This is a genomic window from Tenacibaculum soleae, assembly GCF_001693415.1.
Lineage (GTDB): Bacteria > Bacteroidota > Bacteroidia > Flavobacteriales > Flavobacteriaceae > Polaribacter > Polaribacter soleae.
Window position 1 is genome coordinate 1,285,029 of sequence record NZ_MAKX01000001.1, and the last position, 20,129, is coordinate 1,305,157.

At 31.4% G+C, this 20,129-nt stretch carries 15 protein-coding genes; 7 read left to right on the forward strand and 8 right to left on the reverse strand.

Features of this window, described 5'->3' with window-relative positions; all coding sequences use genetic code 11:
* Positions 1 to 3: 3 nt before the first annotated feature.
* The 4 genes from BA195_RS05975 to trkA all read right to left on the reverse strand — a co-directional run bounded on the left by BA195_RS05975 (position 4) and on the right by trkA (position 7,545).
* On the reverse strand, positions 4 to 3,804 hold the full coding sequence (locus BA195_RS05975) for a T9SS type A sorting domain-containing protein (RefSeq protein ID WP_068703401.1): 3,801 nt from the start codon (positions 3,802 to 3,804) through the stop codon (positions 4 to 6).
* 98 nt (positions 3,805 to 3,902) lie between these two features.
* Positions 3,903 to 4,559: a phage tail protein gene (locus BA195_RS05980; protein ID WP_084443084.1), complete on the reverse strand. Its 657-nt coding sequence runs from the start codon at positions 4,557 to 4,559 to the stop codon at positions 3,903 to 3,905.
* Positions 4,560 to 4,699: 140 nt separating this feature from the next.
* On the reverse strand, positions 4,700 to 6,199 hold the full coding sequence (locus BA195_RS05985; RefSeq protein WP_068703403.1) for a TrkH family potassium uptake protein: 1,500 nt from the start codon (positions 6,197 to 6,199) through the stop codon (positions 4,700 to 4,702).
* Entirely contained in the window at positions 6,199 to 7,545 is a 1,347-nt protein-coding gene (gene trkA, locus BA195_RS05990; protein WP_068703404.1) for a Trk system potassium transporter TrkA, read from the reverse strand. Before trkA ends, BA195_RS05985 begins: the two co-directional genes overlap by 1 nt.
* Before the next feature lie 98 nt (positions 7,546 to 7,643).
* Here trkA and radC point away from each other — a divergent pair, with 98 nt between their 5' ends.
* Genes radC through BA195_RS06010 form a run of 4 tightly spaced genes read left to right on the forward strand, consistent with a single transcriptional unit; the run spans position 7,644 to position 11,158 of the window.
* A complete protein-coding gene (radC, locus tag BA195_RS05995; RefSeq protein WP_068703406.1) occupies positions 7,644 to 8,330 on the forward strand; it encodes a RadC family protein in 687 nt (228 codons plus the stop codon).
* 32 nt (positions 8,331 to 8,362) lie between these two features.
* Positions 8,363 to 9,667: a polysaccharide deacetylase family protein gene (locus BA195_RS06000; protein WP_068703408.1), complete on the forward strand. Its 1,305-nt coding sequence runs from the start codon at positions 8,363 to 8,365 to the stop codon at positions 9,665 to 9,667.
* Between the two features lie 13 nt (positions 9,668 to 9,680).
* A complete protein-coding gene (locus tag BA195_RS06005) occupies positions 9,681 to 10,358 on the forward strand; it encodes a YjjG family noncanonical pyrimidine nucleotidase (RefSeq protein ID WP_068703410.1) in 678 nt (225 codons plus the stop codon).
* Between the two features lie 59 nt (positions 10,359 to 10,417).
* The gene (locus BA195_RS06010) at positions 10,418 to 11,158 is read left to right on the forward strand and encodes a hypothetical protein (protein ID WP_068703412.1); all 741 of its coding nucleotides are present in this window, start codon (positions 10,418 to 10,420) and stop codon (positions 11,156 to 11,158) included.
* 46 nt (positions 11,159 to 11,204) lie between these two features.
* Here the strand turns inward: BA195_RS06010 and BA195_RS06015 are convergent, their stop codons facing one another.
* Positions 11,205 to 12,476, reverse strand: coding sequence for a replication-associated recombination protein A (locus BA195_RS06015; protein ID WP_068703414.1), 1,272 nt, complete (start codon positions 12,474 to 12,476; stop codon positions 11,205 to 11,207).
* Positions 12,477 to 12,498: 22 nt separating this feature from the next.
* On the opposite strand from BA195_RS06015, the gene BA195_RS06020 reads away from it, so the two are divergent.
* Positions 12,499 to 13,257 carry a rhomboid family intramembrane serine protease gene (locus tag BA195_RS06020; RefSeq protein WP_338116837.1) on the forward strand — a complete coding sequence of 253 codons (759 nt, stop codon included), beginning with the start codon at positions 12,499 to 12,501 and terminating at the stop codon, positions 13,255 to 13,257.
* Positions 13,258 to 13,291: 34 nt separating this feature from the next.
* Here BA195_RS06020 and rlmB read toward each other — a convergent pair whose 3' ends face one another.
* From rlmB to BA195_RS06035, 3 genes are all read right to left on the reverse strand, one after another.
* Entirely contained in the window at positions 13,292 to 14,029 is a 738-nt protein-coding gene (rlmB, locus tag BA195_RS06025) for a 23S rRNA (guanosine(2251)-2'-O)-methyltransferase RlmB (protein ID WP_068703418.1), read from the reverse strand.
* Between the two features lie 79 nt (positions 14,030 to 14,108).
* Entirely contained in the window at positions 14,109 to 15,620 is a 1,512-nt protein-coding gene (locus BA195_RS06030; protein WP_084443086.1) for a SusD/RagB family nutrient-binding outer membrane lipoprotein, read from the reverse strand.
* Between the two features lie 11 nt (positions 15,621 to 15,631).
* Positions 15,632 to 18,847 (reverse strand): SusC/RagA family TonB-linked outer membrane protein, encoded by a 3,216-nt coding sequence (locus tag BA195_RS06035; protein ID WP_068703420.1) that lies wholly within the window; start codon positions 18,845 to 18,847, stop codon positions 15,632 to 15,634.
* Positions 18,848 to 19,245: 398 nt separating this feature from the next.
* Between BA195_RS06035 and rpsL the strand changes: the two genes are divergently transcribed.
* Positions 19,246 to 19,620 (forward strand): 30S ribosomal protein S12, encoded by a 375-nt coding sequence (gene rpsL, locus BA195_RS06040; protein WP_028887479.1) that lies wholly within the window; start codon positions 19,246 to 19,248, stop codon positions 19,618 to 19,620.
* A 32-nt stretch (positions 19,621 to 19,652) separates the two neighbouring features.
* On the forward strand, positions 19,653 to 20,129 hold the full coding sequence (gene rpsG, locus BA195_RS06045) for a 30S ribosomal protein S7 (RefSeq protein ID WP_068703422.1): 477 nt from the start codon (positions 19,653 to 19,655) through the stop codon (positions 20,127 to 20,129).

Here is a 20,129-nt window from a genome sequence, read left to right on the forward strand (position 1 = left end):
GTGTTATTCTAAAATAATTTTTTTATTAACTTTTCCTAAGCTAGAACTTAGTTCTACAACATATATTCCTGAAGCTATTTTAGGTAATTCAACAACATGAGTACCTGTTGCTTTAAATTCAGATGTCATTATTTTTTTTCCTAGAATTGAATATATGTTAACTGAATATTTATCAGTTTGTAAACCTGATATTGTTATGTTATTATTAATTGATTTATAAATATTAACATTTTGAATATCTTCTTTAATATCAGTGTTATTTGGTTTTTTTGCACTTGTGTGAATGTAAAATTGCCCAGAATTATTTGTATTTGACTTTAAAGAAACAGTATAATTTTTATTAGATAAATTTGTAAACACATTGTTTTCTCTATCTTCTAAATACAACTGAATACCAGAAGGTATATTTTTACTATTTATAGAGAATGTGATTTGTTCACCTGCTTTACCAATTATACCTACTGGAATTACCATTTTTTGATAATCTGAGTTAGGTAATGTTTGAATTGCTAATTTTTTTCCTTCATTATTTTCTAATAATTCAGTAAATACAGCAAAATCATGCGTTACACCACTAAACATTTTTGAATCATATCCCTTATCAAAACCGGCAGTTTTGTTAGCTACATAAAATACTTTAGTTGACTTTTTACTTCCATCATTTTCTAAAAATAATTCAAAAGATGGGTTAGGAGCTTGTCTCAAAAAAGTATCTGAACTTTGATGACTTTGATTAGCGGTAGAAAAAATAACATTAGTATTAGTGTTAGCTTCAACAAAAAAGCCTTGTGCAGGAGCAATATTAATAGGAGAGGCGTTATTATATGTTTGATATTGAGAACCATCCCATAACCAAAAAGTACCATTTTCAATAACAGAATTATCTCCGGCTAAAACTGCTGAGTTTATATAAGATGTAAATGGGTTTCCTATTAGATTGAAATTATCTCTACTTCCCATAGAAACAGGGATGGCTACATTTGTGACATTGATATTTCCAGTAATAGAAACATCGCCAGGAGCGTCTAGTTTCATTGATGCTCCTGTTCCTGATATTACAGGTCCAGTGCTACTTATGTTTAAATAATTCCAAGTATTGGTAGCGTGATCATTATTATAAGCACCAATACCAATATTAGCACCACTACCTGTTGCAAAAGTATGATTTGCAATTATATCTTGTGTAGTTTCATTATTAACAGGAGGAGCTACTAAATACCAATTTGTAGTTGGTAAATTTCTGTTATATGTTACAGGAGCAGTTACCGTTGCGTTGGCAATTAAAGATGCTCCAGATACAATATTTATTGAGTTTACAGTAACGGCAGAAGATACAGTAGGGTAATTAGTTACCCCAGAAGGAATAATTACATTAGCTGAATTAGTAGGAATAGTGTTCGTGTTCCAATTCCCTGCTGTTGTCCAGTTGTTATTTATAGTACCTGTCCAGGTAATTGTAGGGTTACCTACTAAAACACCTGTAGTACTACCGACACTATTTAAGGTTAAATTAGCATCATTTGCAGAGGTATCTTTTAATGTTCCCATATTATTAGCTAAAGAGCCTATGGCGATACCATCAGTGTCTAAATCACTAATTATAACAGTGTATCTAAATAATAAAGAGCTAGTTCCTGAACCGCTAATATATGCAGCTTGACGCAAGGTACTACCAATATTAATAGCTATTTCTGGAGTTCCACTTACAGTGTTTACTATTATATTTTCATTAAAATTAACAGTGAAATCTAAATTTTGTCCCACAGTATAAGTTGCATTTACAGGTACGTTAACATTAACGACAGTTGGGCTATTCGCATCAATAGCATCTGCGTTTTGACTAATAGCTGTAGTGAAAGCATCAGAGTTATTACCAGCAGCGTCTGTTAAAGTAAAGCTTACTGGAATATCGTCTCCAGCAGCTCTATCAGTATTTCCTTCTACTATTGTATAAGTAGTGGTATAATTACCACCTCCATTATCAGTAAGACCAGATACAGTTACTCCGTTAATAAATCCAGCATTTAATAAAAGTCCAGTTTCACTAGCAGTAATAGTTACTGTAATTGCATCACCAACTTTAGTAGAAGTATTAGGAATAGATACAGAAGTTATTGTTGGGCTATTCGCATCAATAGCATCTGCGTTTTGACTAATAGCTGTAGTGAAAACATCAGAGTTATTACCAGCAACGTCTGTTAAAGTAAAGCTTACTGGAATATCGTCTCCAGCAGCTCTATCAGTATTTCCTTCTACTATCGTATAAGTAGTGGTATAATTACCACCTCCATTATCAGTAAGTCCAGATACAGTTACTCCGTTAATAAATCCAGCATTTAATAAAAGTCCAGTTTCACTAGCAGTAATAGTTACTGTAATTGCATCACCAACTTTAGTAGAAGTATTAGGAATAGATACAGAAGTTATTGTTGGGCTATTCGCATCAATAGCATCTGCGTTTTGACTAATAGCTGTAGTGAAAGCATCAGAGTTATTACCAGCAGCGTCTGTTAAAGTAAAGCTTACTGGAATATCGTCTCCAGCAGCTCTATCAGTATTTCCTTCTACTATTGTATAAGTAGTGGTATAATTACCACCTCCATTATCAGTAAGGCCAGATACAGTTACTCCGTTAATAAATCCAGCATTTAATAAAAGTCCAGTTTCACTAGCAGTAATAGTTACTGTAATTGCATCACCAACTTTAGTAGAAGTATTAGGAATAGATACAGAAGTTATTGTTGGTGCTTTACCATCAACAACAATAGCTTTATTTGCCCCTAAAGAATTTGCAGCACCAGGTGTAGCCAATGTTATATCAGCATTAGTACCAGAACCGTTTTGAATTGTTCCTCCGTTTAATAATATAGCACCTGTAGATATATAGTCTAAATCAGCACTTATATCACCAACTTGTACTGTATAATTAAATGTTAGTACGTCTGTACCACTACCAGAAGTATAGTTAATGGTACGGTCTGTAACACCAGTTTCTAAAGTAATTTGTGGAGTACCCGTTACTGTAACATTTTCGCTAAATGTAACAGTAATGGCGATAACATCACCTGCTTTATATGTTCCGTTTGCACTAGAAGAGTTAACATTACTTATAATTGGTGTACTACCGTTAAAGGTAGAGCCAGTGAACGAACTAGGAACAGTTGAGGGAAAAGAATACCCTCCAAAAGACCAATTTGAAGATGAAGTATTAATTAGAGCAGCACAATCCGCTAAGCTTCCATTACAAATAGTTGATCCATTATAATATCCTTCTTGAGTAATTATGTTGGCAGTAACTCCATCTGTTAGCCCTGTGTTGGCTAATGAATTACCGTTTATGTCACCAATAAAAGCAAGAAAAGTTCCAGGAGCGGCTCTAGTTCCTGTAAATGCAAAAAGCTCATCTATATTTGAAGTCGTAAAACCAGTGTCAGATTCAGAAGCTGTTCCTGAACTAGCAGTTATTCCTCCGCTATTATCATCAGCATCTGTAATATTTATAATGTTTCCTTTTGTAATTGTATTACCAGTGTTATTTGTCCATAAAACTTCTCCTTCACCAGTTGGACTAACGAAAGCGGTTCCATTCCATTCTTCGTCTGTAAAGCGTATTGAGGTGTTATTAGGACAGTCATCTAATAAAATAAAAGAAAAACCATCATCATCATCATGATAGGCTACAAAGGCAATGTCACCTGGGGCATCAATTTGACCATTATCATTTTGACTAATGGTATTTAGAATTCCTAAAAAAATAAATAGAAAACTAAAAATTTTGGTATTTAAGGTAATTTTTTTTTCCATAATTGTAGTTATTTTTTTGTAATTAGCATAAAGATAGTGATTTATAAATAAAATTCACCTTTCGTATTTGAAAGGTGAATGATAATAAATTTTTAATTTTAACTTCTAGAAGGATATTGACCTTGTAAACATATAATATAGTTAATTACTTGAACTGGCTGGATAATATTGAAAGGAGCATTATTTCCGGTAGGTCCTATTTGAACATTACCTGTTCCACTTACAGGGACACTTTGACCACCATATTTAGCATTTGTTGTTGTTTCACTAGAAAATCGATCTTTCCCATTATTAGCTAAAACACCAGAGCCAGGATTACTATCATCTTCTCCTCCAGATTCAGTATTTACAGGTATGTCAACAGCACCTAAAAAAGAAGATAAAATTGCAGTATGTGTATGAGAAGGTAGATTTAAAAGGTTTAGAGACATCGTTTGTACTCCAAACCTTTGCCCTAAAACTCTTGTAGTTAAACCAGGGCCTGTTCTAGGTCCCATTGCTACCCTGCCTCTTAAGTCAGGTAAAGCAAAAGTTGTTCTACCATCTCCACCATAAATAGTTCCTATAACTGAAAATAAAGCTTGATTTTGTGCAATAGAAAGTAATTGACCATCGCAATAGGCCCAACCTCTTGGAGCAAAATTTCCTGCAAACATTTTAACTTCTCCAATAAAGCCTTCTTGTTGTGCAGAGATATTTGATATTGATAATAAACAAATGAAAAGTAATACTGTTAATTTGATTTTTAGTTTCATCTTTAGTAAAGTTTAGTTAGTTTATAGTAACCAAATTTAACTATAGATAATATGAGATAATTGTAAAAAACCTTAAGCGTATAAATTAAAAGTATAAAAGAGGTTAAAAAAGGTATAGGAGTGCTGTTCTTTGTAAAACATTAATTTTTACGCCAAAAGAACGGAGTAAATAAAATTAATACAGTAAAAAGCTCTAATCTTCCTATCAGCATTAAAAATGAGCAAAACCATTTGGCTGCGATAGATAAATGATTAAAATTACTAACAGGGCTAACGCTACCAATTGCAGGGCCAATATTTCCTAAAGAAGAAGCACACGCACCTAAGGCAGAATAAAAATCTAACCCGAAGAAAGATAAAATAATAGTACCTGTAATAAAAATACCCATATACAAAACAAAGAACGAAAGTATGTTAAAAACAATAGTTTGTTTTACCGCTTTTCCGTCATAACGAACTGGTATTATTGCATTTGGATGCAATGATTTTTTAAATTCTAAAAAACTACTTTTAAGCATTATAATATGCCTTACAATTTTCACACCTCCAGAGGTAGAACCGGCAGAACCGCCTAAGAAAAATAAAGAAAAAAACATGGCGGTAACCAAAAAACTCCACATTGTAAAGTCGGCACTTACAAATCCGGTTGTTGTAACTACTGAAATTACTGAAAAAAGTGAATGTCGTATGGCACTTTCAACTTTTCCAAAAACCATTGGGTGTTCAATGGTAGTTTGTAATGCAGGATCTTGATAAAAAATAATCATAACTGCTATAAAGAATGATATAGTTAAGGTTCCGAATAAATAATATTTAAATTCCTCACTCTGAATTACTTTTCTAACTTTTCCTTTTAATGCAAAATAAGTAAGAACAAAGTTAGTACCCGCTATAAACATAAAAAATATAATAATGTATTGTATCATTGGTGTTCCGTTCCAATGTGCTACACTTGCATTTTTAGTTGAAAAGCCACCTGTGCTTACCGTTGCCATGGCATGATTAAGGGCATCAAACCAGTTCATACCGGCTACTTTTAATAATAACAATTCAACAGCGGTAAGTAATACATATATTTGCCAAAGTCGTTTTGCGGTATCAGTAATACGTGGGTGTAATTTATCTGCAGATGGCCCGGGCGCTTCGGCCATAAACAACTGCATGCCTCCAATACCTAATAGTGGCAATATTGCAATGGTAAGTACAATTATCCCCATTCCTCCAATCCAATGGGTTGCACTACGCCAAAAAAGAATCCCTTTTGGCATTGCTTCGATGTCTGTTAAGATTGAAGATCCGGTTGTAGAATATCCTGAAATAGTTTCAAAAAAAGCGTTGGTAATTGACGGAATACTACCTGATAATACATAAGGAAGCATTCCTGTTAAGGTTAAAATCAACCATCCGAAGGTAACAATAAGATACCCTTCTTTTTTTTGAATTTTTTTAGTGTCAGGTTTGTTAAAAAAGTAAAGAATTAAACCTATAGCAATAGTGATAATACCAGCGTTTAAAATTCCCCATTTAGAATTTTCGTTATAATAAAAACTAAAAGGAAGTGAAAGCCACATAAATAATCCGTTAAGAATGGCTGTTATTCCTAAAAAACGATAAATTAACTTTAGATTTAGGTTTTCCATTAGTTAAATAAATCTTCTACAACTGATATTGCTTCTGGTAAACAAAACACGATTGCTTTATCACCACTTTGTAATTGAAAATTTCCGAAAGACATGTGTGGTTTCCCATCTCTAATAACACCACCGAAAACGGCTTCTCTAGGAAAACGTAATTCTTTAATTGGTTTGTGAGTTACTTTAGCATTTTCTTGCACCTCGAATTCAAAAACTTCAGCGTCAATATTATGTAAATTAGCTAGCGCCAAAATTTCTCCTTTACGTATGTGGCGAAAAATATTACTAGCAGCAATTAGTTTTTTATTGATAAGCGTATCAATACCTATGGTTTGTGAAATGTTGATGTAATCCATGTTTTCAACCAAGGCAACTGTTTTTTTTACTCCTTTGGATTTTGCTACCAAACAAGACATAATGTTTGTTTCAGAATCGCCAGTTACAGCAATAAAGGCATCCATTTCTCTAATACTTTCTTCTTCTAAGAGTTCTATATTACGGCCATCACCATGAATTAACAAGGTGTCCATCAGGTCTTCAGCAAGGTTTAACGCTTTTTCTTTTTTGCGCTCAATTAGTTTTACATTAAAATTATCTTTGCAAAGGCTTCGGGCAGTTTTTCGTCCAATACTACTTCCGCCCAAAATCATCACATTTTTAATATCTATTTGCTCTTTACCAACAATTGGATATAATTTAGAGATGCTATAATTGGGTACTGAAAAATAAACTTGATCGTTCATTTTATAGGTAGTATCCCCACGGGGGATGATAGTTTGCGCAATTCCTTCACGTTTTATCGCGATGGTAATAAAATCAACCAAGCTAAACTTTTCTTTAGCTTCTTTAACGGTTAAATCTAATATAGGTGATTTGTAACCAAGGGTTGTTCCCATGATATTAAAAACACCGTTTTCAAAAGCAACAGTATCATTAAAAGAAGATTGATTTAGTAATAATTTAATTTCTTCGGCAGCTAAAGCTTCAGGAGAAATCATAAAATCAACACCATAATTTTTAAAATTAATACTATCGTTTTTAACAAATTCAGGGTTGTTAATTCTGGCGATTGTTTTTTTAACTCCAAGTGCTTTTCCTACAACGGCTATTGTAAAATTAGTGTTTTGACTTTCGGTAACAGCTAGTAATAAGTCAGCAGAACCGATACCAATTTCTTTTAATAATTTAATAGAGGTTGCATCACCTTTTTTAGTAATAACATCTAAATGATTGTTGATATAATTTAGCTTTTCGCCATCAAAATCAATCACATAAGTATCTTGTGATTCGTAAGAAAGGAGTTTAGCCAAATGAAAACCTACATCTCCAGCCCCGGCTATAATAATTTTCATGGTTGAAATTAAAAAATGATAGGAAGCAAAGATACTGTGCATCTTTGGGTTGTGCAAAAAATGAATTATATTTATGTGTTATTTTGATATAATAAGCGATGAAAAAGATATCTATTAAATCATGGGCGCTAGATGATAGACCTCGTGAAAAATTAATGTTAAAAGGAAAAACAATATTATCAAATGCCGAATTAATAGCTATTTTAATAGGATCGGGTAATAGAAGTGAAAGTGCAGTTGCGCTGTCTCAAAAAATATTATTATCTATTGATAATGATTTAAATGCGTTGGCTAAATTATCAATAGAAGAGCTAATGAAGTTTAAAGGAATAGGAGAAGCGAAAGCAATTTCGATTATAACCGCTTTAGAATTAGGTAAAAGAAGACAGTTTGAAACAAAAGAAATAATAGAGCAAATAAAAAGTTCGTTAAATGCAGCTACAATTTTACAGCCTTTGTTAGGTGATTTAGAGCATGAAGAATTTTGGGTGTTGTATTTAAATAATTCCAATACTGTATTAGCAAAAACACAAATTAGTAAAGGGGGTTTTACTGCTACTTTGGTAGATATAAGATTATTGTTTAAAAAAGCATTAAAACTATCGGCAGTTGGTATTATTGTAGCTCATAATCACCCATCTGGTAAATTAAAGCCAAGTACTTCAGATATTCAACTAACCAATAAAATTAAAGAAGCTGGTGTAACTTTAGATATAAAATTGTTAGACCATTTAATAATTACTGAAAAAGCGTACTTTAGCTTTGCAGATGAGGGAATTTTATAAGTAGTATATTTTATTCTCTTTTATAATTGACTATGATACTTATTTACACTCACAAAATAACACCTCGTGTTCGGTATATTTTTAAACATATTTTTACACGTATTTTATTAATTCCAATAAACTTTACAAACAAAGTAGAAGAGTTTGTTGCTTATAATGGCCCTAAATTTTCATACACAAATGTAGCTTTAGGAAAAGAGTTTTTTATTAAAAGTAGCGAATTATTATTTCAACAAGGGATTAAAAACCATGAGATAAATGTGAAAGATTGGGATAACATTCCTAGTTTTTTTTCAACAAATGAGCAGTCAGAAATTCCGTTTGATGTTTTTGCGGCTAGCTTTTATTTAATCACTAGGTATGAAGAATATTTACCACAAGTTAAGGATGTACATGGGCGTTTTATAGCAACAGAGAGTATTGCATTTAAATCAGGTTTTTTAGAAAAACCAATTATAGATATTTGGGCTTATAAATTTTTAGAAATATTAAAAAATAAGTTTCCCGATTATCAGCATTCAACTAGAAAATATCAATACATATCTACCATTGATGTTGATAATGCTTTTGCGTATAAATATAAAAGCTTTGTAAGAAGTATTGGTGGGTTTTTAAAAGATGCATCGCAATTTAAAATAATTACAATTTGGGATCGTTTTGCGGTATTATTTAATATTAAAAGAGATCCTTTTAATACTTTTAAATCAATCATTGAGCTAAAAAAAATATATGAAATTAGAACTATTTTTTTCTTTTTAATAGGTGATTATACAACGTTTGACACTAATGTTTCTACATCAAAAAGAAAGTTTAAGTTGCTAATAAAAGACATGGTTGATTATGCACGTGTTGGGTTGCATCCTTCGTATTACACGAGTAAAAATAATACTTTATTAAAAAAAGAAAAGGAACGATTAGAGAATATAACCAACATGCCTATTAAACGTTCTCGTCAGCATTATTTACGCTTGTCATTACCAAAAACATATCAAAATTTAATAGATTTAGAAATAGAAGAAGATTACTCAATGGGGTATGCCAGTCACACAGGGTTTAGAGCAAGTACCTGTACACCGTTTTATTTTTACGATTTAGAGTTTGAAATTCAAACACCTTTAAAAATATTTCCTTTTGCATTAATTGATACTACTTTAAATGATTATATGAAGCTAACCCCAAAACAATCTTTGGGTAAAATAAGAGATTTAAAAAATGAAGTTAAGGCGGTAAATGGAACTTTTATCACTGTTTTTCATAACGAAAGTATAAGTAATTATCAACGTTGGAAAGGGTGGAAAAGAGTGTATAGCTCCATGCTAAAAATTGTTAGAAGCTAATTATAATAAATAGATGAACATAGAACACATTTTTTTTGATTTAGATCATACCCTTTGGGATTTTGATAAAAATTCACAACTTACTTTTCAACAAATATTTAAAGAACAAAATATTCAATTAAAAGTAGCAGATTTTTTAGAGGTATATATGCCTATAAATTTAGATTATTGGCGATTGTATCGAGAAGATAAAATATCAAAAGAATATTTACGATTTAACCGATTAAAAGATAGTTTTACAGCTGTAAATTATAATATTTCAGATGATTTAATAAATATAATTTCTAAAGATTATATTACCTATTTACCAAATCACAACCATTTATTTGAAGGAACTATTGAAATTTTAGAGTACTTACACAAAAAATATAAACTACATATTATTACCAATGGTTTTGAAGAGGTACAGAATTTAAAACTTCAAAAATCAGGTATTATTAAATATTTTAAAGAAATAATTACTTCCGAAAGTATAGGAGTGAAGAAGCCTAACCCGAAAATTTTTGAGCACGCATTAAAAAAAGTAAATACTGTGGCTCATAATTCCGTAATGATTGGAGATAGTTATGAAGCTGATGTATTAGGAGCATTAAAATCTAATATGTTAGCAATTCATTTTACAAATAATATAAAACAAGAATCTGGTGTTTTATGTATCGATAAATTAATGAAGTTAAAAAATTATTTGTAGCCCTTTTATTAATTAACGATATTGCTACATCAATCAAAAAAAGAAATAAATTAAAAAAGATGAAAAAAATATTTTTAATATTATTGATGCTAACAACGTCAATTTTTGCACAAAAAAAAGTAAATAATTATAAATATATTATTGTGCCAAATAAATTTGATTTTGTAAATACAGTTGATCAGTATCAAACAAGTTCACTAACAAAATTTTTGTTTAATAGAGCTGGTTTTACTGTTTTTTTGAGTGATGATAAATTACCAAAAGATCTCTCTGTAAATAGATGCTTAGCGCTTACAGGAACAATTAAAGATGTTTCTACGATGTTTGTAACAAAGAGTAAAGTAGAGTTAAAGGATTGCTCCAACAATGTAATATATACATCTATACTTGGGAAAAGTAAAACTAAAGACTACAAAAAGGCATACCACGAAGCAATCAGAAATGCATTTAAATCAATTGAAGCTTTAAACTATAAATATGTTTCTGTTAAAAATGAAGAATCAAATAATTTAGTTAATAAAACCCTAATAGTAACAGTGCCTAAAATTATAAAAAATAAAGAGGTTTTAAATAAACAAAATAATACAATTGTAAATTTGTATGCCCAGGCTATAGCTAATGGATTTCAATTAGTAAACACAAAACCATCAGTTGTTTTTCAAATACTAAAAACCAATGTAGCAGATGTTTTTATTCTAAAAAATAAGAACGGAATACTTTATAAAAATAATGCTAATTGGATTGCAGAATATTATCAAGATGGTGTTAAGGTTACAGAAGAATATCAAATTAAGTTTTAAATTGATAAACAAACAATTAAAAAAAGGAGCGATATCGCTCCTTTTTTTAATAATTATATTTACCCTTCCAACGTTTTTTTAAGAGTTCTCTAAACTGATTTTCACGTGTGTTATTTCCAGGTTCATATAATTTTGTGTTTTTAATTTCATCAGGTAAAAATTCTTGATTAACAAAATTCCCTGTATAATTATGTGAATATTGATACTCTTTACCATAATCTAAGTCTTTCATTAACTTTGTAGGCGCATTGCGTAAATGTAAAGGTACCGATAAATCTCCAGTGGTTTTTACTAAATTTTGAGCTTCACCAATAGCCATGTAAGAAGCGTTACTTTTTGCAGAATTAGCCAAATAAACAGCACATTGACTCAAAATAATTCTAGATTCAGGATAACCGATTACTGATACAGCTTGAAAAGTATTGTTTGCCATAATAAAAGCAGTCGGATTTGCATTTCCAATATCTTCAGATGCAGCAATTAACATTCTACGAGCAATAAATTTTACATCTTCACCACCTTCAATCATTCTTGCCAGCCAATATACAGCAGCATTAGGGTCGCTACCGCGGATAGATTTTATAAAAGCCGAAACAATGTCATAATGTTGTTCACCAGTTTTATCGTACCGAACAGTATTTTTTTGAATTTTAGACAAAACTAACTCATTGGTTATATCTATATGATCATCTGCAGCAACTAATAATTCAAAAATATTTAATAACTTTCGAGCATCACCACCAGATACCTGCAATAAAGCTTCGGTTTCTTTTAAATGGATTTTTTTTTGAGATATAAATTCATCCTTTTCCATTGCTCTATGTATCAAAGCAATTAAATCATTTTTATCAAAAGAATTTAAAATATACACTTGACAACGAGAGAGTAGGGCAGGGATTACCTCAAAACTTGGATTTTCTGTTGTAGCACCAACCAAAGTTACCCATCCTTTTTCTACAGCACCTAATAACGAATCTTGTTGCGATTTGCTAAAGCGATGAATTTCATCAATAAATAAAATGGGATTTTTTTGTGTAAACAGCCCACCACTTTTCTTGGCTTTTTCAATAACTTCACGCACATCTTTTACACCTGAACTGATAGCACTTAAGGTATAAAATGGTCTGCCAGATTCGTTGGCAATAATATTAGCTAAAGTTGTTTTTCCAATTCCAGGAGGCCCCCATAATATTAAAGAAGGAATGATTCCTTGTTTTATATGATTCGTTAAAATACCGTTGTCGCCTACTAAATGTTGTTGACTAATATAGTCAGACAAATTTTGAGGTCGAATTCTTTCTGCCAAAGGTTGATTCATCTTGTAAAAGTATAAAAGATTTATGACAGATGTTCCGAAATTATCATTTGGATTTATTTTTGCTATTCTTTACTCGATGAAAGAGTCTAAACAATTAAAATTTTCTAATAGCGTATTGGCAATCCCGTTTGTGTTTGTTTTCTCAATATGGTTTATTTATTGGATAGAAATCAAATTCGGATTTAATTTTAACAAATTTGGCATTTTTCCAAGAACTCTATCGGGTTTAAAGGGGGTTTTTTTTAGCCCTTTTATACATAGCGATACTAACCACCTTTTTAACAATTCTGTTCCTTTATTTGTGTTATCTGCAAGCGTTTTTTATTTTTATAAGGATGTAGCTGGTAAAATATTTACTTATGGATTAATTTTAACAGGAATATTAACATGGCTTATCGCTCGAAAATCATTTCATATTGGGGCAAGTGGTATTGTATACTTATTATTCAGTTTTGTTTTTTTTAGTGGAATAATAAGAAAACATTACCGACTGGTGGCTTTATCATTTATCATTATATTTTTATATGGAAGTATGATTTGGTATGTACTGCCAATTAAGGAAGGCATGTCTTGGGAAGGGCATTTATCAGGGTTGATAATTGGATTTATTTTGTCAATGATTTATAGAAAAAAAGGAATTATTAAAGAAAAATATGAGTTTTCTAAAACTGAATTTGATGATATGTTTGATGAAGAAGGCAATTATGTTCCGCCACAAATCGATGAAGAAGATATCTTACCAACATTAAATTATCGATATATTTATAACGAAGAAGAATAAAAAAATCCTGCTACAAACAGGATTTTAAATTTTATTATTGACGTTGCCTTATGGTTTCATACAAAAATACTCCACAAGCAACAGAAACGTTTAACGATTCTATTTCACCAAGTAATGGTAATTTAGCCTTATAATCCACCATTTTTAATACTGAGTTACTTACACCTTTGTGTTCCGAGCCCATTATGATTGCTATTGGTTGGTTAAAATCAACATCGAACACAGAGTCTTCAGTTTTTTCAGTAGCAGCAACCATTTTTATATCAGAAGCTTGTAATTGAAACATAGCATCTTTAATATGGTCAACTTTACAAATAGGTATTTTAAAAGCAGCACCAGCAGAAGTTTTTATCGTTTCAGCATTTACAGGAGCACTCCCGCTTTTTTGAATGATAATTCCGTTGACACCAGTACATTCAGCAGTTCTAATAATAGCACCAAAGTTTCGTACATCAGATACTTGATCTAATAGTAAAAATAAAGGTGTTTTATCAGATTCTAAAGTAGTTTCAATTAAGTTTTCTAAGTCATGAAAAGCTACTGGAGATATTTTTGCGACTGCTCCTTGATGATTATTATGTTTAGATAACCTGTCTAGTTTTTCAGTAGGAACTACACTTGTTGATACTTTATTTTTTTTCAATAATTTGTCTAACTCAAAAAATAAATCTCCTCTAAGACCTTTTTGTAAATATACTTTATTGATTGAAGCATCACTTTCAATTGCTTCAATTATTGCTCTAATACCAAAAATAGTAGTGTTTTCTTCCATGCAGCAAATGTACTAGAATTTATTGTATAAAAAAACCACCTCGTTAGAGGTGGTTTAATAAAAATATCAAAAATATTAATTAGTTAACATCCCAGAATATTTTAGAAATCATTGTATCTCCGTCAGATAAAAGGTCTCTTGCAGCATCTCTATTTTCTTTATTTAATAGTTGCTCATTTGCAGGATAATTTACTCTGTTAGGAATTGTGTTTAAATCAGTTATTAAAGTTGTAAAAGTAACACCATTATATACATCTCCAGGTACATCTAAAGTATTAGGGTATCCTGATCTTCTGTATTCTGTCCATCCTTCTAAACCGTCCATAAATAAACCAATATATTTTTGCGTTAAAACAGTTTCTTCAGAAGCTGCAGGTAATGCAGCTACATATGAAGTTATATCAGCGCTAGGAACACCCCAGTACTCCATTGAAGCCTTTACACCATTTTCATAGTTTGCTTGACTCCATGAGTTAAATTCAGATCTAATAAATTCAACTTCTGCATATTGAAATAATGGTTGAGCGAAATCAGCTTTTATAATTTCAGGGCTCATTGTTGATTCATTTAAGATAGCTAATGTAATGTCTTTACCATATACTGATGGTACACCAATTACTTCAGCAGAAGATTCTCTTTTTTCAAAGAACTTCTCTACTCTTGGGTCTTCAGAACCAACTGCTTGAAAAGGTCCTTTTCTGTTATATAATAACTCAACAAAAGAAGTACTAGGAGCAAAATCTCTTCTAGCCCCTACTGTAACAGCTTGGTGCCAAGGACCTCCTGTAAGGTCATCAGTTCCGAAAATAAAATCTGCATTATCTGCATTACTACTAAAAGCCAAAGCATCAGATTCGTTAAATGCTTGATTAGCTATTGCAGCATCAGATTTTAATATATGTGACGCTAAACGTAATCTAAGTGAATGTGCAAGTTTTCTCCATTTAGAAACATCTCCATCATAAATATTATCTCCAGATTTAAAACCAGAAGCGCTTAAATTTAATTTATCGGCAGCATCTTTTAATTCAGCTAATAAATCTATATATATTGTTTTAGCGTCAGTATATTTAGGTGTACTGATACCTTCAGGTAACTTTAATCCTTGAAAATCAGGATTGTCTTTTTGACCATAACTCCAATAAGGTACATCACCAAAAGTATCTACTAATTTAACAAAAGTGTAAGACATTAAAATTCTTGCAACTTGTATTTGGTTATTATTGTCACCATAAGCAGACATTAAATCCCTAGAATCAGCATTTTCATTTAATTCAATAACCTTTTGAAGTTCTGTTAAGATGAAATATGGTTGGTTCCACATAGAGTTAACCATATTAGTTCTTAAAGCATATCTGTTTTCTTCAGTATATTCAGTACCTCCCCAATATTGAGCAATACTTAATGTTCCTCTACCGGCAACCCATTGGTCATTTAAATTATAAGCTACATCATATGCAGCATTATTAAATAATTGACTTGTAGGTACAATTGTGGGTCTGTCAGGGTCATTTATATAATCTGTATCACAGGCTGTGAATAGCGATCCAACTAGCATTGTGAATATTAAAGTTTTTTTAATTTTTATCATGATTTTTTTTTTTAAAAAGATAATTTTACATTCATACCATAAGATCTGTTTGAAGGTTGTAAACCACCTTCTAAACCTTGTACGTTACCAGAACCAGTAGAAACTGTTTCAGGATCGATACCATCATAGTCAAGACCCCATGTGTATAAGTTTCTTCCAAATACACTTATTCTTGCAGAATCAAAAATTGGTAATGTTTTACTATCAAAAGTATACCCTAATGAAAGTTCTCTTAGCTTAAAATAGTCGGCATCAAAAACATTTTGAGCGTCAGGAGTACCAAATCCACCATAGTGCATCTGTCCGTAAGCTTGACCTGATATTCTTGTTGTATTTTCAGCAGTGTTAGTAACAGTATATTTACCGTTTTCATCGTAAGTAACAGTTCCTGTAACACCTCCTAAAATAATACCGTCTTCTCTTATATTATTAGCAGCTGTTTCTTCTAACATACCAGAGTACATACCCCACATGTGAGAAGTAGAAAAGTATTTACCACCTTTACTCATTTCAATTAAAAATCCTAAGTCCCAGTTTTTATATTTAAAAGAGTTAGTCATACCAGCAGTGTAATCAGGTAAAGTTGATCCTAAAGAAACAATATCTCTAGTCGCAGCATACCTACCATTAGAAGCTATAACCTTATTACCCTGATCATCATATACAAAATCTCTACCCATTATAGTACCATAAGCTTCACCTACAGTAGCAGCTAATGAAACTTGGAAAGAAGCATTTGTTAATGTTAATGTTTCTAAATCCTCTTTTAAAGATACAAGCTCATTTTCGTTTTTAGAGAAATTAAAATCTACATCCCAAGAAAAGTTGTCTTTAATAATAGGTCTTAAACCTAAGTTTATTTCCACACCTTTATTTGTCATTTCTCCCGCATTAACATATTGTTCGTTATAACCAGTACTTGTAGATAGGTTAACAGGAATAATTTGATCAATAGTACTATTGTTATAGTAAGTAGCATCTAAATTAACTCTTCTGTTTAAGAATGATAATTCAGCACCAACTTCCCAAGTTCTAGTAGTTTCATTTTTTAAGTTAGCGTTTAATAATCTACCAGGAACTGATGCAGTACCTTCTCCATTAAATGGTTGTTCTAACGCTAAAGTGCTTATTACACTGTATGGGTTAGCATCATTACCAACTTCTGCCCAACCTAATCTTAATTTACCAAAACTAAACCAATCGTTGCTTTTTAAGACAGATTGTGAAAATATCCACGCAAGAGATGCAGATGGGTAAAAATAAGAATTATTATCATCTGGTAAAGTAGAAGACCAGTCATTTCTGGCTGTTAAATCAATAAATAATTGATTGTCAAAAGCAAAATTTAAACTACCAAAAATACTATTAACCTTTTTAAAACTAGAGTCAGTACCTTTATTTAATTGTCCTTTACCGTTATTTATGTTGTAAATATTAGCAATTGAAAGTCCTCCCGTAGTTTGAACTGCTCTGTATTCAGTAGAAAAATCTCTACTATTCATTCCCGCTAAAGCATTAACAGAAATCTTATCACTTAAGTCTTTTTTATAATTAGCAGTAAATTCATAATTATATTCTTTAAAGTCATAAACTCTTTCTAAGTATTGTGATTGACTTTGAGATCCTACAGCAATTCTTTCAGAATTTCTAAAATTATATGTATCAGCAAAAATATTAGCTTTAACACTTAAGTCATCAGTAACTTGGTAATTTAAACCAACAGTACCATAGATTCTAGTCCTTTTATCTTTAGGAGTATTTTCGTAAATTGTCCAATAAGGATTGTCAGAATATTTAGGTTTTGCGTTATTCCATCCAGATCTGTTCCATGTTCTTTGAGAACCATCAAGGTTTTTATAATTAGCTAAACGCTTATAATCTAATTGTCTTTGTCCCCATTGAAAAAACTTTTGAGTTACACTATTACCATCATAACCAACAACAGCCCTTGTACCACTAGTTTGTACATAGTTAATGCTACTGTTAGCAGATAAGTTATCAGATAACTTTTGAGATAAACTTAATTTAGCAAAATGCTTGTTAATACTTGTATTTGGTACTGTACCAGTAGTTTTATCATCACCGATAGACATTAAAAAGTTTCCTTTATCAGTTGATGATGTTATTGTAAGAACATTATTAGTTGATATACCATTTTTAAAGAAGCTATCCACATCATTTTCAGAAGCAACCCAAGCACGAGGCTTTAAATAATCTTCAGGAAAACTAGCTTGATCAAAAGCATCCCAATGTAAAACTTTTAAATTTGGGTCAAATTTAGGTCCCCAGCTTTCATCTACTGCATAACCAACAAGCATTTGTTCAGTTCCATTAATTGTAGCAGTACTAAAACCATTTTTACCACCATTAGCGTCAGAAACAATGCTACCTCCACCATATAATCTTTGTAATCTTGGTAAAATAGCTACTTCAGTAACAGAGATTGATGAATTTAAAGAGATTCCTAATTTTTTAGAATTGTTTCCTTTTTTAGTGTTTATTAAAATTACACCATTTGATGCTCTAGAACCATATAAAGCTGCTGCTGCACCTTTTAATACAGTTACACTTTCAATGTTATTTGGGTCTATATCATTTATAGTACTACCAAAATCTACTCCACCAGCTCCTCTTTGAGCATCATCTGTATTGAAGTTTGAGTTATCCATAGGGATACCATCAATAACAAATAAAGGTTGGTTGTTACCTGTTACAGAGTTTGTACCTCTAATTAAAATTCTTTGAGAACCTCCTAAGTTTCCTGAAGGAGAGTTAACTTTTAAACCAGCAACTTTACCTGATAAAGCACTAATAGCATTAGAGTTTTGAGCTGAATTTAATTCTTCAGCCTTTACTTTTGGAGCAGCAAAAGCTAAAGATCTCTCACTTCTTGACATACCTAAAGCAGTAACAACTACTTCATCAAGAACATTTGAGTCTTCAGTTAAAGTAACGTTAATTGTGTTAACAGCTCCAACACTTTTTTCTGAGGTTGTCATACCTACAAAACTAAAAACTAAAACATCTCCAGTTTTTGCTTTGATAGAGTATTTACCATCAAAGTCAGTTTCCGTTCCTTGTGAAGTCCCTTTTTTTAATACTGTAACTCCTGGTAATGGCCCTGAACTATCAGAAACTTTACCTGAAATTGTTTTGTCTTGTGCAAATGATACTTGCACAATCAACGCTAGTAACAGCGTTAAAATTCCATTAAACTTTGTTTTCATTGTGTAATTATTTGAATTAATTAGGTGCTAAATTCTTAAAATAATCTTAAAGCAACAACTTTTTAACAAAAAAAATAGAAAATAATTATTGTTTAATCAGTAATTCGTTTGTTTTATTGCTGTACTATTATTTTAAATGTTTTTTTGTTTTTATCATAACTATGACTCAGCTTGTGCAGAATGATTTGTTTCATATCGTGTAATCTAATTATAGATGCTAAATTATTATAATATTTGTAGTTGTTTCTAGAGTGTGATTTATGTGAAAAAGTTTTAAATATTGTTATTATTTAAAAATAACTAACTGGTATTTGAATGTTTAGAAATAAATTGTACATTTGCACACTCTTATAAATAGAGTGAATTAAGTACAAATTAAAAACAAGTAATAATTTAGTATGCCAACTATTCAACAATTAGTTCGTAAAGGAAGAACCAAAATAACTAAGAAGAGTAAATCGGCTGCATTACAAGCTTGTCCTCAAAGACGTGGAGTTTGTACGCGTGTGTATACCACTACACCTAAGAAACCTAACTCAGCAATGAGAAAGGTAGCAAGGGTAAGGTTAACAAATGGTAACGAAATTAACGCGTATATTCCAGGTGAAGGACATAACTTGCAAGAGCACTCGATAGTATTAGTTAGAGGTGGAAGGGTAAAAGATTTGCCAGGAGTTAAGTATCACGTTGTTCGTGGTGCGTTAGATACTGCAGGAGTTGAGGGTAGAACCCAGCGTAGGTCTAAGTATGGTGCAAAACGCCCTAAGAAGTAAAATTAATCAATTAACTTTTTTAATGTAAAGACATGAGAAAAAGAAAAGCGAAAAAAAGAGTTCTTTTACCGGATCCAAAATTTAATGATCAATTAGTAACACGTTTTGTAAATAACTTAATGTGGGACGGTAAAAAATCTGTAGCTTTTAAAGTATTTTACGATGCAATTGCAATCGTAGATGAAAAGAAAACTGACGAAGAGAAGTCAGCTTTAGAAATTTGGAAAGATGGTTTGTCAAATGTTATGCCTCACGTAGAAGTACGTTCTCGTAGAGTAGGTGGAGCAACATTCCAGATTCCAATGCAAATTCGTCCAGACCGTAAGGTGTCTATGGCGATTAAGTGGATGATCACTTACACGCGTAAGCGTAATGAAAAAACAATGGCTCAGCGTTTAGCTGCTGAAATTTTAGCTGCTGCTAAAGAAGAAGGTGCCGCTGTTAAGAAAAGAGTTGATACTCACAAAATGGCAGAAGCTAATAAAGCATTCTCACACTTTAGATTCTAA

Coding starts and splice junctions, on each gene's coding strand:
- BA195_RS05975 (WP_068703401.1), bottom strand. CDS start 3,804: ATGGAAAAAAAAATTACCTTAAATACCAAAATTTTTAGTTTTCTATTT.
- BA195_RS05980 (WP_084443084.1), bottom strand. CDS start 4,559: ATGAAACTAAAAATCAAATTAACAGTATTACTTTTCATTTGTTTATTA.
- BA195_RS05985 (WP_068703403.1), bottom strand. CDS start 6,199: ATGGAAAACCTAAATCTAAAGTTAATTTATCGTTTTTTAGGAATAACA.
- trkA (WP_068703404.1), bottom strand. CDS start 7,545: ATGAAAATTATTATAGCCGGGGCTGGAGATGTAGGTTTTCATTTGGCT.
- radC (WP_068703406.1), top strand. CDS start 7,644: ATGAAAAAGATATCTATTAAATCATGGGCGCTAGATGATAGACCTCGT.
- BA195_RS06000 (WP_068703408.1), top strand. CDS start 8,363: ATGATACTTATTTACACTCACAAAATAACACCTCGTGTTCGGTATATT.
- BA195_RS06005 (WP_068703410.1), top strand. CDS start 9,681: ATGAACATAGAACACATTTTTTTTGATTTAGATCATACCCTTTGGGAT.
- BA195_RS06010 (WP_068703412.1), top strand. CDS start 10,418: ATGAAAAAAATATTTTTAATATTATTGATGCTAACAACGTCAATTTTT.
- BA195_RS06015 (WP_068703414.1), bottom strand. CDS start 12,476: ATGAATCAACCTTTGGCAGAAAGAATTCGACCTCAAAATTTGTCTGAC.
- BA195_RS06020 (WP_338116837.1), top strand. CDS start 12,499: ATGACAGATGTTCCGAAATTATCATTTGGATTTATTTTTGCTATTCTT.
- rlmB (WP_068703418.1), bottom strand. CDS start 14,029: ATGGAAGAAAACACTACTATTTTTGGTATTAGAGCAATAATTGAAGCA.
- BA195_RS06030 (WP_084443086.1), bottom strand. CDS start 15,620: ATGATAAAAATTAAAAAAACTTTAATATTCACAATGCTAGTTGGATCG.
- BA195_RS06035 (WP_068703420.1), bottom strand. CDS start 18,847: ATGAAAACAAAGTTTAATGGAATTTTAACGCTGTTACTAGCGTTGATT.
- rpsL (WP_028887479.1), top strand. CDS start 19,246: ATGCCAACTATTCAACAATTAGTTCGTAAAGGAAGAACCAAAATAACT.
- rpsG (WP_068703422.1), top strand. CDS start 19,653: ATGAGAAAAAGAAAAGCGAAAAAAAGAGTTCTTTTACCGGATCCAAAA.